Origin of the sequence: Pseudomonas sp. E6002 (assembly GCF_013385565.1) — a bacterium.
GTDB lineage: Bacteria > Pseudomonadota > Gammaproteobacteria > Pseudomonadales > Pseudomonadaceae > Aquipseudomonas.
In genome coordinates this window covers 1-14715 of sequence record NZ_JACAPT010000056.1, presented here as the reverse complement: position 1 = coordinate 14715, position 14715 = coordinate 1, and the positions used below count along the sequence as shown (strand labels likewise).

The window sequence follows — 14715 nt, the reverse complement described above, 5'->3', positions numbered from 1 at the left end:
CTTCACCTGGAGTTCTCGCCATGCTGAAACCCCGCAACTTCCTCAAGCTGGGCGCGCTGTTTGCCGTGCTGATCCTCGGCCACGCCGAAACCGCCGCCGCCCATGAAGTCACCGACGTGCTGGGCCGCAAGGTCGAGGTGCCAGACCACGTGCAGCGCGTGGTGCTCGGCGAAGGCCGGCTGATTTCGGCCTTTGCCTTGCTGGACAAGGACGCGCCATTCCAACGGATTGTCGGCTGGCAGAATGACTTGAAACTGTTGGACGCCCACACCTATAACGCCTACGTGGCGAAATTTCCGACGGTAAAAGACATTCCGCTGATTGGCCAGGCGTCGGAGCAAAGCGTCAGCGCCGAGGAAATTCTTTCGCTGAAACCGGACCTGGCGGTGTTCAGCATTTCCGGCCATGGCCCGACTGAACACAGCCCGGTGGCGGACGTGTTGGCCAAGGCGGGCATTGCAGTGTTGTTCGTCGACTTCCGCATCAACCCGGTGCAAGGCACCCACGCCAGCATGACCGCCCTGGGTCAGGCCCTGGGCCGGGAAACCCAGGCCAAGGCGTTCCTCGACTTTTATGACCAGCACATCAAGGTGATCACCGACGCCGTCGCCACCTTGCCGGCCGGGCCGCGCCCGAGCGTGTTCCTGGAATTGCTGGCCGGCGCCTGGCAGGCACCGGGGCACACCACTGGCAAGAGCGGCATGGGTGAAGTGATCAAGCTGGTGGGCGGGCGCAACATCGCCGCCGACGTGGTGCCGGGGGCGCTGGGAGATATCAGTGTCGAGTACGCGCTGAAAGCTGACCCGGATGTGTATGTGGCCACCGGCAATCACAAGCCCGGGTTGATTCTGGGTGCTGGCGTGAGCAACGAAGACGCGCGTGCCGCGTTTGATACCGTGCTGGCCCGCCCTGAGTTTGTGAACCTTCGGGCGATTCGTGAGGGCAATTCCCACGGTCTGTGGCATGACTTCTACAACTCGCCGTACAACCTGCTGGCGATTGAAGCGCTGGCCAAGTGGGTGCATCCGGAATTGTTCGCCAAGCTGGATCCCAAGGCGACCATGGAAGCGATGAACCAACAGTTCCTCGGCATGCCGCTGCAGGGTGCTTACTGGATTGATGGCAAGGCCAAGTAACTAAGGCTCACAACCCATTCCCTGCCTGTACACGGTTCCTGTGGGAGCTGGCTTGCCTGCGATAGCGGTGTTGGATTCACCATCGCCATCGCAGGCAAGCCAGCTCCCACACTGACCGTGTACCGGCAGGGATTTTCGTCGTTTTCAAGGCTGCGAATCCAATGACCACTCAAACCCTCGACCTCGCCACCGCCAGCCAAGGCTATCGCCGCCTGCTGGCCCGCCGCTTCTGGCTGCTGGCCCTGCTGGGTGGCGCGCTGATGTGCGCGATCCTCGTGGACCTGGCCAGCGGCCCGTCGGGCATGGGCCTTGGCGCCCTGCTCGATGGCTTGCTGCACCCGGCCCACCTGAGCGCCACCGACCAGGTGATCATCTGGAACGTGCGCCTGCCCTACGCCTTGATGGCGGTGTTGGTCGGTTGCGCGCTGTCGCTGGCGGGCGCCGAGATGCAGGCGATCCTTAACAACCCGCTCGCCAGTCCATTCACCCTGGGGGTTTCCTCGGCGGCGGCGTTGGGCGCGTCCCTGGTGATTGTGTTTCCGGTGACGACGCTGTGGGTGTCGGCCAATACGGCGATTTCCATTTCGGCCTTTGTGTTTGCCGCCGCCTCGGTCTTTTTGCTGCAAGCCATGTCGCGCCTGCGCGGTGCCGGGGTGGAAAGCCTGGTGCTGTTCGGGATTGCCCTGGTGTTCAGTTGCAACGCGGTGGTCGCCCTGTTGCAACTGGTCGCCACCGAAGATGTGCTGCAACAACTGGTGTTCTGGACCCTGGGCAGCGTGACCCGGGCCAACTGGGACAAGCTCGGCATCCTCGCGTTGGTGGTCGCCGTGGTCATGCCCTTTTCCTTCGCGGCCGCGCCACGCCTGACCCTGTTGCGCATGGGCGAAGACCGCGCGCAAAGCTTCGGTGTCGATGTGAAGCGCCTGCGGTTTTTCTCGTTGTTGCGTATCAGCCTGCTGTCGGCCACCGCCGTGGCGTTTGTGGGAACCATCGGATTTATCGGCCTGGTGGGTCCGCACATCGCGCGGATTCTGGTGGGTGAAGACCAGCGCTTCCTGCTGCCGGCCAGCGCGCTTGTCGGCGCGTTACTGTTGTCGCTGTCATCCATCGCCAGCAAGCTGATCATGCCCGGGGTGATCGTACCCGTGGGTATCGTCACCGCGCTGGTGGGCGTGCCGATTTTCGTGTTGCTGGTGTTCAAGCGCGGGAGGCAGTTATGAGCAGCGGGCTGTCGATTCAGAACGCCCAGGTCAGCTATGGCCGGCGCCAGATTGTGCATGACCTGAGTTTGCCAACCCTGGCCCACGGCAGCCTGACCGCGTTGATCGGGCCGAACGGTGCGGGCAAGTCGACGTTGCTGCGGGCGGTGGCGGGGCTGGAAAAGATGCAGGGCGTTGTCAGATTGGGTGACCTGGACCTGACGAAAATGTCCGTCGGTGACCGCGCCCGGCGTGTGACCTATATGCCGCAAAACCTTCCGCCGGGCTTGAGCCTGAGTGTGATGGAAAGCGTGATCGCGGCGCTGCGGGTGGCGAACGTCGAGGGCATTGCGCTTTCAAGCGACGCGTGCATGCGCGAGGCCTTTGATGCGTTGCAAAGGATTGGCATCGCTCATCTGGCGGATCAGCTATTGAGCACGTTATCCGGCGGCCAGCGGCAACTGGTCAGCCTGGCGCAACTGATTGCGCGCCGGCCACAGGTGATGCTGCTGGATGAACCCACCAGTGCGCTGGACTTGAACTACCAGTTGAAGGTCATGGATTGCGTGCGCGACCTGGTGCGGGAACACAACCTGATCGCCGTGGTGGTGCTGCACGACATCAACCTCGCGGCGCGCTATGCCGACCATATCGCGGTGCTGCGCCAAGGCCGGCTGTACGCCAGTGGCGCGGCGGATGACGTGCTGGATACGGCGCTGTTTGCCGAAGTCTATGGTGTGCGGGTACGCATCGAGCGATGCTCACAACAAACGTTGCAGGTGTTGGTGGACGGCGCGGTGGCTTAGATCCTCTGTGGCGAGGGAGCTTGCTCCCGTTGGGCTGCGTAGCAGCCCCAAAATCTGTGCACGCGCGTCTTCAGGCGGACTGAGGTGAGGCACTCGGGAGCGCTTCGCACTGGAGCTCCAGCCTGGTCCAGCCTGGTCCAGCGGGAGCAAGCTCCCTCGCCACAACGGTCACTCCAGCAACTGTTTGGAGGAAATCACTGTGGCGTACTCGCCGTGCAGGTTGCCCAACGACATGGCATGTACCGCCTGCGCCGAATGCATCTGCCCGAAAAAGTCCGCCTTGTCGAAGGTGTAGCAGGCATCTTCGATAACCCACGTCTCAAACCCCAGGTTGCCGGCACTGCGGGCCGTGGCCTCCACCGAGTTATGGGTGGCCACGCCCACCAGCACCACTTGCCGAAGCCCGGCCTCATGCAACCTCGCTTCCAGCCCCGTCCCACAAAATGCGTCCGGCACCCGTTTCTGGATCAACTGCTCACCCGCCTGCGGAATAAATGCATCCTGAAACTCCACCCCCGACTGCTGCGGCCAGAACACCGATTCCGGTGAATGGGACAGATGCTGCACATGAATCACCGGCCAGCCTTCGCGCCGCCAATGCGCCAGCAACGCCAGCATGCGCGCCTCGGCGTGCGGATTATTGCGCCGTCCCAGCCTGGGATGATGAATGCCTTTTTGCTGGTCAATCAGAATCAACGCTGCGCCCGCACGAATTTCCATATCGATAGACCCAAATGTTTCATTGAATTTTCGTCACCCTAACATCACCTATACCTACAGGCATTCGCTCAAGCGTCACCACCCTTGGAGAGCTTCATGATCGACCTGTATTACTGGACCACCCCCAACGGTCACAAAGTGTCGTTGTTCCTGGAAGAAGCCGGCCTGCCTTACGAGGTACACCCGATCAACATCGGCCAGGGCGATCAGTTCAAGCCCGACTTCCTGAAGATCGCCCCCAATAACCGCATCCCGGCCATCGTCGATCAGAACCCGACCGACGGCGGCGCGCCGATTTCCCTGTTCGAATCCGGTGCGATCCTGCTGTACCTCGCGGAAAAAACCGGCAAGTTCATTCCCCAGGACCTGCGTGGTCGTCAGGAAGCGCTGCAATGGCTGTTCTGGCAAATGGGTGGCCTGGGGCCGATGGCCGGCCAAAATCACCACTTCAGCCAGTTCGCCCCGGAAAAGATTCCCTACGCGATCAAACGCTATGTGGATGAGACCGCCCGCCTGTATGGCGTGCTGGACCGGCGCCTGGCCGACCGCACGTTCGTGGCCGGCGAGGAATACAGCATTGCCGACATGGCGATCTACCCGTGGATCGTTTCCCACAAGTGGCAGAGCCAGAAGCTGGAAGACTTCCCACATGTAGAACGCTGGTTCAACCACATCAAGCAACGCCCGGCGACGGTGCGTGCCTATGAGCTGGTGCAGAAGGTCAATCCGCCAAAATCCTGAAGGTCAACGGGATCAAAATGTGGGAGCGGGCTTGCTCGCGAATGCGGTGGATCAGCCACAACTCTTTTAGCTGATACACCGCATTCGCGAGCAAGCCCGCTCCCACACTGATTTGTGCCCGACTGGAAACCTTACGCAAATCCTGAAATAAGCATCGCCTCCCGCTTGCGTCGTTTCGCCGCGCTCACTAACGTAGCGCCTTTACTGACGCTACCCCCCGCAGGAGCTTTGCCATGGCCTCGCCAGCCCTCTCACATTTTCTTCCCCGGTTCGGCGTTGCCGCGGCCATTGCCAGTGCCTTGGGCCTGGCCGGTTGCCAGTTACAGAGCACCCAAGACACCCTGCCTCCGGTTTCCGGCGTACAGCCGATCAAGGGCCTGGCGCAGAACGTTTCGGTGCGCCGCAACAGCCAGGGCATCCCGCTGATTGAAAGCAGCACCTTCCACGATGCGCTGTTCACCCTGGGCTACGTGCACGCCAGCGACCGCATCACCCAGATGGTCACCCTGCGCCTGCTGGCCCAGGGCCGCCTGGCGGAAATGTCCGGGCCGGATGTGCTGGATGTCGACCGTTTCATGCGGGCGGTCAACCTGCGCAAAAGCGCCGGCGAGCTGTATAACGCCTCGTCGCCGCGCCTCAAGCGCTTCTTTGAAGTGTATGCGCGCGGGGTCAACGCCTACCTGTTCCGCTACCGCGACAAGCTGCCGCCAGACCTGGCCCAGACTGGCTACAAGCCTGAATACTGGAAGCCGGAAGATTCGGCGCTGCTGTTCTGCCTGCTGAATTTCAGCGAGTCGACCAACTTGCAGGAAGAGCTGTCGTCATTGGTGCTCGCGCAAAAAGTCGGTGCCGACAAACTCGCCTGGCTGACCCCGAGCTACCCGGATGAACCGCTGCCAGTGGCCGAGTCCGACAAGCTCAAGGGCATCAACCTGGGCCAGATCCCGGGCCTCGCTGCGCTGACCAGCCTCAGCGAGCACCTCGGCACCCTCAACACCCTGGGCACGTCCAGCTCCAGCAACTGGGCGATCGGCCCGCAGCGCAGCCGCAGCAACAAGAGCCTGCTGGCCAATGACCTGTCGACCTCGATGCAGGCCCCGTCGCTGTGGAACTACGTGCAGATCCGCTCGCCGAAATACCAGGCCGCCGGTGTGTCCATCGCCGGTTTGCCAACCCTGCTTTCCGGCTTCAACGGCAAGGTGGCCTGGAGCATGAGCCAGGTCTCGGGTGACACCCAGGACGTATTCCTGGAGAAGGTCAAGCGCCAGGGCAACGCGCTGTACTACGAAAACAACGGCAAATGGCTGCCCGCCATCGTGCGCAATGAAACCTACTTCGCCAAGGGCCAGCGGCCGATTCGCGAAGCGGTGTACGAAACCCGCCACGGGCCGCTGCTCAACAGTGCCCAGTCGCTGACCAGCGGCTACGGCCTGGCGTTGCAAACCGCCGATTTCAAGGACGACAAGAGCCTGGACGCGTTCTTCGACCTGTCCCGTGCGCAAACCGCCGGTAAAGCGTCTGACGCCACCCGGGAAATTCGCGCAATTGCCTTGAACATGGTCTTCGCCGACGCCAGCAGCATTGGCTGGCAAGTGACCGGGCGGTTCCCCAACCGCCGTGAAGGCGAAGGCCTGGTGCCATCGCCGGGCTGGGACGGGCGTTTCGACTGGGATGGCTACGCCGACGCGATGCTGCACCCCTACGATCAGGACCCGGCCCAGGGTTGGATCGGCACGGCCAACCAGCGCACCATTCCCCGTGGCTACGGCATGCAACTGTCCAACTCGTGGGCCGCGCCGGAACGCGCCGAACGTATCGCGCAACTGGCCGGCAGCGGCAAGCATGACAGCCGCAGCATGATTGCCATGCAGTACGACCAGACCACCACTTTTGCCGCCAAGCTCAAGAGCATGTTCCAGGCGCCGGGCATGGCCCAGCCGCTGAAACAGGCGATCGATGGATTGCCGGTGGCAGACCAGGCCAAGGCGCGGGAAGCACTGGGCCGCCTGATGGCCTTCGACGGTCGGCTGGCATCCACCTCCGCCGACGCGGCGATTTATGAGTTGTTCCTGCAGGAAAGCGCCAAGCAGATTTTCCTCGACGAACTCGGTCCGGAAAACAGCGCCACCTGGAAAGTCTTCATCGGTAACGCCAACCTGTCGTACTCGGCGGTGGCCGACCACCTGCTGGGGCGCGAAGACAGCCCGTTCTGGAATGACGCCCGCACCGGGCAGAAAACCGACAAGCCGGCGATCCTCGCCCGCAGCCTGGCCGCCGCGATCACCGCAGGCGACAGCGCGCTGGGCGCCGATCACAAGGCCTGGCAGTGGGGCAAACTGCACAGCTACACCTGGAAGAACACCAGCGGCCAGGCCATTCGCGGCCCACTGGCCGCGGGCGGCGATCACAACACCCTGAACAGCGCACCGTATAGCTGGGGCCAGAGTTTCGACACGACCCAGGTGCCGGCGCTGCGGATGATTGTCGACTTCGGCCTGGCGGAACCGATGATGGGCCAAAGCGGCATCGGCCAATCCGGCAACCCGGCCAGCCCGAACTATGCCAATGGCATCGACCCGTGGCTGAAGGCGCAATACCTGAGCTTCCCGATGCAGCCACAGAACTTTGACGGGGTGTACGGGAAGACGCGGTTGACGCTGGTGCCGGGCAAGTAACCCGGTTTCCCTGACTCAACCGGATCAAAATGTGGGAGCGGGCTTGCTCGCGAATGCGGTGTGTCAGTCACCAGAGCTATTGACTGACACACCGCATTCGCGAGCAAGCCCGCTCCCACATTTGATTGCATGCATTCCGATAGAACTTCTCCACCCGCCCTCGCCTCATAATTAACAAGCCCACCTCCACGGCACGCCCATGGACCTTGTTATCGCCCGGCCCGAAGGCCTCTACTGCCCCGCCGGGGATTTCTACATCGACCCCTGGCGCCCGGTGGAACGTTCGGTCATCACCCACGCCCACGGCGACCACGCCCGCACCGGCAACCAACACTACCTGGCCGCCGCCCCCGGCGAAGGTATCCTGCGCTCGCGCCTCGGCCAGGACATCAACCTGCAAACCCTGGCCTACGGCGAAAGCCTGCGCCACCACGGCGTCACCTTGAGTTTCCACCCCGCCGGCCATGTCCTCGGCTCCGCCCAGGTGCGCCTGGAATACCAGGGTGAAGTCTGGGTCGCCTCCGGCGACTATAAAGTCGAGCCCGACGGCACCTGCGCGCCGTTCGAACCGGTGCGCTGCCATACGTTTATCACCGAATCGACCTTCGGCCTGCCGATCTACCGCTGGCAGCCCCAGGCGCAGATTTTTGCCGGGATCAACGACTGGTGGCAGGCCAATATCGCCGCCGGCAAGGCGAGCGTGTTGTTCTGTTATTCCTTCGGCAAAGCCCAGCGGATTCTCCACGGCATCGACGCCAGCATCGGCCCGATCCTCAGCCATGGCGCGGTCGAACCCTTGAACCGGGTGTACCGCGAAGCTGGCATCTATATCCCTGAAACCCTCTACGCCGGCGACTTCAAAAAGACCGACCCTTTGTTGCGCCAGGCCCTGATCATCGCCCCGCCCTCCGCCGGTGGCAGCACCTGGATGCGCCGCTTCGGCGACTACAGTGACGCCTTCGCCAGCGGCTGGATGCGCCTGCGCGGAACCCGGCGTCGGCGCGGCGTGGATCGCGGCTTTGTGCTCTCGGACCACGCCGACTGGCCCGGACTGTTATGGGCCATTGAGCAAACCGGTGCCGAGCGGGTAATGGTCACCCACGGTTCTGTGGGCGTATTGGTCAGGCACCTGCGGGAAAAGGGCCTGGATGCCCAGGGATTCACCACCGAATACGGCGATGACGAAGAGGAGGCCACGTCATGAAAGCCTTCGCCGAGCTGTACGCCAACCTCGACGCCACCACCTCCAGCAACGCCAAGCTCGCCGCCTTGCAGGCTTATTTCCTACAGGCGCCCGCGGAAGATGCTGCGTGGGCGGTGTACTTTTTATCCGGCGGCCGGCCCCGACAACTGGTACCCACGCGGTTGCTGCGGGACATGGCCACCGAAGCCGCGAGCATTGAGCCGTGGCTGTTCGAAGAGAGTTATCAGTCGGTAGGGGACCTGGCGGAAACCATTTCCCTGCTGTTACCGGAATCGCCCCACACCTCGGACGATGGTCTGGCCGTGTGGCTGGAAGAAAAACTCCTGCCCTTGCGCGGCCTGCCGCCAGAAGAACTGGCAGAACGCCTGCCCGCGTTGTGGGCACAGCTGGATCAGCCGAGCCTGATGCTCTGCATAAAGCTGATCACCGGTAGCTTCCGGGTCGGTGTGTCGAAGTTGCTGGTCACCCGCGCCCTGGCCGCCATGGCCGGGCTGGACAGCAAACGCGTGGCCCAGCGGCTGGTGGGCTACACCGACCTGTCGAACCGTCCGACGGCCGAAGGCTACTTGAAGCTGATTGCCGCCGAATCGTCCGACGAACACGCCCAGCGTGGCGGGCAGCCTTATCCGTTTTTCCTGGCCCATGGCCTGGCCCAGCCGGTGGAGCAGTTCGATGCCTTGCTCGGCTCCCCTGCTGACTGGCAAGTGGAATGGAAGTGGGACGGTATCCGCGCACAACTGGTCAAGCGCGAAGGCCGCTTGTGGATCTGGTCTCGGGGCGAAGAACTGGTCACCGAGCGCTTTCCGGAGCTTCATGACCTGGAAAACAGCCTGCCCGATGGCACGGTGATCGACGGCGAAATCGTGGTGTGGAAGGACTCGGTGCAACCCTTCGCCCTGCTGCAACAGCGCATTGGCCGCAAGACCCTGGGCAAGAAAATCCTCGAAGACGCGCCGGTCGCCGTGCTGGCTTATGACCTGCTGGAACACCACGGCGAAGACTGGCGCAACCACACCCAGGCCGAACGCCGGGCGCAACTGGAGCTGGTGGTCAGCGACTGCGACCAGCCAACGTTGCGCACGTCGCCATTGCTGATCGGCGATAGCTGGCAAGACTTGGCAGAGCAGCGTGAGGCGTCCCGCAGCCTGGGCGTGGAAGGCATGATGCTCAAGGCCCGGGACGGGCTCTACGGCGTGGGCCGGACCAAGGACATGGGCGTGTGGTGGAAGTGGAAAGTCGACCCGTTCAGCGTCGATGCGGTGTTGATCTACGCCCAGCGCGGCCATGGCCGGCGCGCCAGCCTGTACAGCGACTACACCTTTGCGGTGTGGGACGGCCCGCCCGGTACTGAGCGTACGTTGGTGCCGTTCGCCAAGGCGTATTCGGGGCTGACCGATGAGGAAATGCGCAAGGTCGACGCCATCGTGCGCAAGACCACCGTGGAGAAATTCGGCCCGGTGAGCAGCGTCACGCCGAGCATGGTGTTTGAACTGGGTTTTGAAGGGATTGCCCTGTCCAAGCGGCACAAGAGCGGAATTGCGGTGCGTTTCCCGAGGATGTTGCGCTGGCGCCAGGACAAGGCCGTCGAGGAAGCCGACAACCTGGCGACCCTGCAGGATTTACTGGCCTGACACGCCTCTCACGAACGCCACCGATCAATGTGGGAGCGGGCTTGCTCGCGAATGCGGTGTGTCAGTCAATACATGTACCGACTGATCCACCGCCTTCGCGAGCAAGCCCGCTCCCACATTTGAAAACCTCACGCGCCCCAAAATAATGCATAGATTGATCAATGCCCATTTTCGGGCATTTCCTACTGGCACAACTCCTTAATCTCACCTTTTAAAACGACCATTCGGAACTATGGTGCAGAAATTGCTACTTGAGTCCGGTCTGACACCGTTCAGTAACAGTCCTAACCGCGCCACAAGCGCTTATCTTGGTTTCCAGGGATTACATAATGAAAAAAGCATTGCTGACCCTTTCTGCACTGGCTCTGTGCATGGCCGCCGGTTCCGCGCTGGCCAAGGAATACAAGGAATTGCGTTTTGGTGTCGATCCGTCCTACGCGCCGTTTGAGTCTAAAGCCGCTGACGGCAGCCTGGTGGGCTTCGATATCGACCTGGGCAATGCCATCTGTGCCGAGCTGAAGGTCAAGTGCAAGTGGGTCGAAAGTGATTTCGACGGCATGATTCCAGGCCTCAACGCCAACAAGTTTGACGGCGTGATTTCCTCGATGACCGTGACCGAAGCCCGTGAAAAGGCGATCGACTTCTCCAACGAGCTGTTCTCCGGCCCAACCTCGCTGGTGTTCAAAAAGGGCGCAAACTTCTCCACGCCTGAGTCCCTGAAGGGTAAAACCGTGGGCTACGAGCAAGGCACCATCCAGGAAGCCTACGCCAAGGCCGTACTGGACAAGGCCGGTGTCACCACCAAGGCCTACGCCAACCAGGACCAGGTGTACGCCGACCTGACTTCCGGCCGCCTGGACGCTTCCGTGCAGGACATGCTGCAAGCCGAACTGGGCTTTTTGAAGTCGCCAGCCGGTGCTGACTACGAAGTCAGCAAGGCCATCGACGATCCACTGCTGCCGTCCAAAACTGCGGTCGGTATCAAAAAAGGTAACAAAGACCTCAAGGCCTTGTTGGATAAAGGTATCAAAGCGTTACACGATGATGGCACCTACGCCACCATCCAGAAGAAACACTTTGGCGATCTGAACCTGTACAGCGGCAAATAATGCCTGGGGCGCCCTTCCTCTGGAGGGGCGCTTTTTTATCGCCATAGGTCCTGATTTATGTTCGAAGATCTTTTGCAAACCCTGGGGCTCAGTGCCTTCAGCTTGAAGGGTTTCGGCCCGCTGTTGCTGCAAGGCACCTGGATGACTGTCAAGTTGTCGGTGTTCTCCCTGGCCGTCAGCGTGTTGCTGGGCCTGCTCGGGGCTACTGCCAAACTGTCCAGCCTGCCGTTCCTGCGAATTCCCGCACAGATCTACACCACCCTGATTCGCGGCGTGCCCGACCTGGTGCTGATGCTGCTGATTTTCTACAGCCTGCAAATCTGGCTGACCAGCTTTACCGACTTTATGGAATGGGACTACATCGAGATCGACCCATTCAGCGCCGGGGTCATCACCCTGGGCTTTATCTACGGTGCGTATTTCACCGAGACCTTTCGCGGCGCGATCCTCGCCGTGCCCCGTGGCCAATTGGAGGCCGCCACGGCCTACGGGCTCACGCGTGGCCAGCGGTTTCGCTTCGTGACCTTCCCGCAGATGATGCGCTTCGCCCTGCCGGGCATTAACAACAACTGGTGCGTGATGCTCAAGGCCACCGCCCTGGTGTCGATCATCGGCCTGGCCGACCTGGTCAAGGCCGCTCAGGATGCCGGCAAGAGTACTTATCAGCTGTTCTATTTCCTGGTGATCGCCGCGTTTATCTACCTGTTGATCACCAGCGCGTCCAACTTCGTCCTGCGCCGCCTCGAACGGCGCTACTCCGCAGGCTCCCGGGAGGCAGTGCGATGATCGAACTTATCCAGCAATACTGGCGCCCCTTCCTTTATAGCGACGGCCAGCACATCACCGGGCTGGCCATGACGATGTGGCTGCTCAGCGCGTCGATCTTCATCGGCTTCCTGGTATCGATCCCGCTGTCCATTGCGCGGGTGTCGCGCAATCGCTGGGTACGCTGGCCGGTGCAGTTCTACACCTACCTGTTTCGCGGCACGCCGCTGTATATCCAGTTGCTGATTTGCTACACCGGGATCTACAGCATCGCGGCGGTTCGCGCGCAGCCGGTGCTGGACGCGTTCTTTCGTGATGCGATGAACTGCACGATTCTCGCCTTCGCCCTCAACACCTGCGCCTACACCACGGAGATTTTTGCCGGGGCGATCCGCAGCATGGCCCACGGCGAAGTCGAAGCGGCGAAAGCCTACGGCCTCAGCGGCTGGAAGCTGTATGCCTACGTGATCATGCCGTCGGCCCTGCGCCGCTCGCTGCCGTACTACAGTAATGAAGTGATCCTGATGCTGCATTCGACGACGGTGGCCTTCACCGCGACCATCCCGGATATCCTGAAAGTCGCCCGGGACGCCAACTCGGCCACCTACATGACCTTTCAATCATTCGGTATCGCTGCGCTGATCTACCTGACCGTGACCTTTGCCCTGGTCGGTCTGTTTCGTCTGGCGGAGCGTCGCTGGCTGGCCTTTCTCGGCCCCAGCCACTAAGGAGCCTTCATGCGTCATCAGATTCATCCACTTGTGGCGCCGGTGCCGGGCACGGAGCGACAAATTCACAGTTTCCACTTCGGGCCGGAGCAGGCCGAAGGCAAGGTCTACATCCAGTCGTCACTGCACGCCGACGAATTGCCGGGCATGCTGGTGGCCTGGCACTTGAAGGCGCGCCTGGCGGAGCTGGCTGCGGCCGGCCGCCTGCGCAGCGAGATCGTGCTGGTGCCGATCGCCAACCCGACCGGCCTGGAACAGGTGTTGATGGACATCCCCCTGGGCCGCTACGAGCTGGAAAGCGGGCAGAACTTCAACCGCCTGTTTGTCGACCTGTCCGACGAGGTTGGCAATCAAGTCGAAGGCCTGCTGGGAGATGATCCTGCGCACAACGTCGAACTGATCCGCGATGCGCTGAGCATGGCCCTGGCGGCGCAAACGCCCGTCACACAACTGGAATCCCAACGCCTGGTGCTGCAACGCCTGGCGTGTGATGCCGACATGGTGCTGGACCTGCACTGCGACTTCGAAGCCGTGGCGCACCTGTACACCACCCCCGAAGCGTGGACCCGGGTGGAGCCGCTGGCGCGCTATATCGGTTCGGAAGCCAGCCTGTTGGCCACCGACTCCGGCGGGCAGTCATTCGATGAATGCTTCACGCTGGTGTGGTGGCAATTGCAACAACGGTTTGGCGAGCACTTCCCGATCCCGATGGGCAGCTTTTCGGTGACCGTCGAGTTGCGCGGCCAAGGCGACGTCAACCACGGCCTGGCCAGCCTCGACTGCCAGGCGATCATCGATTACCTGATTCACTTCGGCGCAATCAGCGGCGAGCCGGCACCGCTGCCGGAATTGCCCTACCCCGCCACACCGCTGGCGGGCGTCGAGCCGGTGGCCACACCCGTGGGCGGCTTGCTGGTATTCAGCGCGCTGCCTGGGGAATACGTGGACGCCGGGCAACTGATCGCCGAAATCATCGACCCCATTTCCGACCGCGTAACGCCAGTGCATTGCCGCAATGCCGGGCTGCTTTACGCTCGTTCGCTGCGGCGCATGGCCACTGCCGGGATGGTCATTGCCCATGTCGCAGGCACTGAAGCCTATCGCAGCGGCTACCTACTTTCGCCTTGAGGATGCACGCCCCATGTACAAATTGACCGTTGAAGGCCTGCATAAAAGCTATGGCGACAATGAGGTGCTCAAAGGTGTCTCGCTCAAGGCCAGGACCGGTGATGTGATCAGCTTGATCGGCGCCAGTGGCTCGGGCAAGAGTACCTTTTTGCGGTGTATCAATTTTCTTGAACAGCCGAATGACGGCGCCATGACGCTGGATGGGCAGCAGATTCGCATGGTCAGTGACCGCCATGGGATGCGCGTGGCGGATGATGCTGAGTTGCAGCGCCTGCGTACGCGGTTGGCGATGGTGTTTCAGCATTTCAACCTGTGGAGCCACATGAGTGTGCTGGAGAACATCACCATGGCGCCGCGCCGGGTGCTGGGTTGCAGCAAGAAGGACGCCGAGGATCGCGCTCGCCGGTATCTGGACAAGGTGGGGTTGCCGGCGCGGGTGGCCGGTCAATATCCGGCGTTTTTGTCGGGTGGCCAGCAACAGCGGGTGGCGATTGCCAGGGCGCTGGCGATGGAGCCGGAGGTGATGCTGTTTGACGAGCCGACTTCGGCGCTGGACCCGGAGTTGGTGGGTGAGGTGTTGAAGGTGATCCAGGGTTTGGCTGAGGAAGGCCGGACGATGATCATGGTGACCCATGAGATGAGCTTTGCGCGCAAGGTGTCGAGCCAGGTGCTGTTTTTGCACAAGGGGTTGGTGGAGGAACAGGGTGCGCCGGAGGATGTGCTGGGTAATCCGAAGAGCGAGCGGTTGCAGCAGTTTTTGAGTGGGAATTTGAAGTAGCCCGCAGGGGTTGGGTGTATATCCGTTATTTAGGTAACGGCCACTTATGGTTCCGCTCTTACAGCGGCTCACTTTTGAACAGCGCAAAAGTAAGC

13 protein-coding genes are annotated in these 14715 nt (G+C 61.8%); 12 read left to right on the top strand and 1 reads right to left on the bottom strand.

Going from position 1 to position 14715, the window contains the following annotated elements:
- The first annotated feature begins 20 nt into the window (after window positions 1–20).
- The 3 genes from HX815_RS30620 to HX815_RS30610 all read left to right on the top strand — a co-directional run bounded on the left by HX815_RS30620 (window position 21) and on the right by HX815_RS30610 (window position 3141).
- The gene (locus HX815_RS30620) at window positions 21–1136 is read left to right on the top strand and encodes an ABC transporter substrate-binding protein (RefSeq protein ID WP_177021283.1); all 1116 of its coding nucleotides are present in this window, start codon (window positions 21–23) and stop codon (window positions 1134–1136) included.
- A gap of 161 nt (window positions 1137–1297) precedes the next feature.
- Window positions 1298–2356: an iron ABC transporter permease gene (locus tag HX815_RS30615; protein WP_008432118.1), complete on the top strand. Its 1059-nt coding sequence runs from the start codon at window positions 1298–1300 to the stop codon at window positions 2354–2356.
- Entirely contained in the window at window positions 2353–3141 is a 789-nt protein-coding gene (locus tag HX815_RS30610; protein WP_134325842.1) for an ABC transporter ATP-binding protein, read from the top strand. The genes HX815_RS30615 and HX815_RS30610 overlap by 4 nt, the downstream gene beginning before the upstream one ends.
- 168 nt (window positions 3142–3309) lie before the next feature.
- On the opposite strand, the gene HX815_RS30605 is transcribed toward HX815_RS30610, so the two are convergent.
- Window positions 3310–3861 carry a cysteine hydrolase family protein gene (locus tag HX815_RS30605; RefSeq protein ID WP_177021281.1) on the bottom strand — a complete coding sequence of 184 codons (552 nt, stop codon included), beginning with the start codon at window positions 3859–3861 and terminating at the stop codon, window positions 3310–3312.
- A gap of 96 nt (window positions 3862–3957) precedes the next feature.
- On the opposite strand from HX815_RS30605, the gene HX815_RS30600 reads away from it, so the two are divergent.
- From HX815_RS30600 to HX815_RS30560, 9 genes are all read left to right on the top strand, one after another.
- Window positions 3958–4602, top strand: coding sequence for a glutathione binding-like protein (locus HX815_RS30600; RefSeq protein ID WP_003213676.1), 645 nt, complete (start codon window positions 3958–3960; stop codon window positions 4600–4602).
- Between the two features lie 233 nt (window positions 4603–4835).
- On the top strand, window positions 4836–7277 hold the full coding sequence (locus tag HX815_RS30595; protein ID WP_177029445.1) for a penicillin acylase family protein: 2442 nt from the start codon (window positions 4836–4838) through the stop codon (window positions 7275–7277).
- 199 nt (window positions 7278–7476) lie between these two features.
- Window positions 7477–8481, top strand: a complete 1005-nt coding sequence (locus HX815_RS30590; protein WP_003213671.1) for a ligase-associated DNA damage response exonuclease — start codon at window positions 7477–7479, stop codon at window positions 8479–8481.
- Entirely contained in the window at window positions 8478–10112 is a 1635-nt protein-coding gene (locus HX815_RS30585) for an ATP-dependent DNA ligase (protein WP_177029444.1), read from the top strand. Before HX815_RS30590 ends, HX815_RS30585 begins: the two co-directional genes overlap by 4 nt.
- A gap of 329 nt (window positions 10113–10441) precedes the next feature.
- Window positions 10442–11221 (top strand): transporter substrate-binding domain-containing protein, encoded by a 780-nt coding sequence (locus tag HX815_RS30580; protein WP_134325838.1) that lies wholly within the window; start codon window positions 10442–10444, stop codon window positions 11219–11221.
- A 57-nt stretch (window positions 11222–11278) separates the two neighbouring features.
- Window positions 11279–12007 (top strand): ABC transporter permease, encoded by a 729-nt coding sequence (locus HX815_RS30575; RefSeq protein WP_134325837.1) that lies wholly within the window; start codon window positions 11279–11281, stop codon window positions 12005–12007.
- The gene (locus HX815_RS30570) at window positions 12004–12714 is read left to right on the top strand and encodes an ABC transporter permease (RefSeq protein WP_003209532.1); all 711 of its coding nucleotides are present in this window, start codon (window positions 12004–12006) and stop codon (window positions 12712–12714) included. Before HX815_RS30575 ends, HX815_RS30570 begins: the two co-directional genes overlap by 4 nt.
- A gap of 9 nt (window positions 12715–12723) precedes the next feature.
- On the top strand, window positions 12724–13842 hold the full coding sequence (locus HX815_RS30565) for a succinylglutamate desuccinylase/aspartoacylase family protein (RefSeq protein ID WP_177029443.1): 1119 nt from the start codon (window positions 12724–12726) through the stop codon (window positions 13840–13842).
- A 13-nt stretch (window positions 13843–13855) separates the two neighbouring features.
- Complete coding sequence (locus HX815_RS30560) at window positions 13856–14620, top strand: ABC transporter ATP-binding protein (protein WP_008432141.1); 765 nt, start codon at window positions 13856–13858, stop codon at window positions 14618–14620.
- The last annotated feature ends 95 nt before the right edge of the window (window positions 14621–14715 follow it).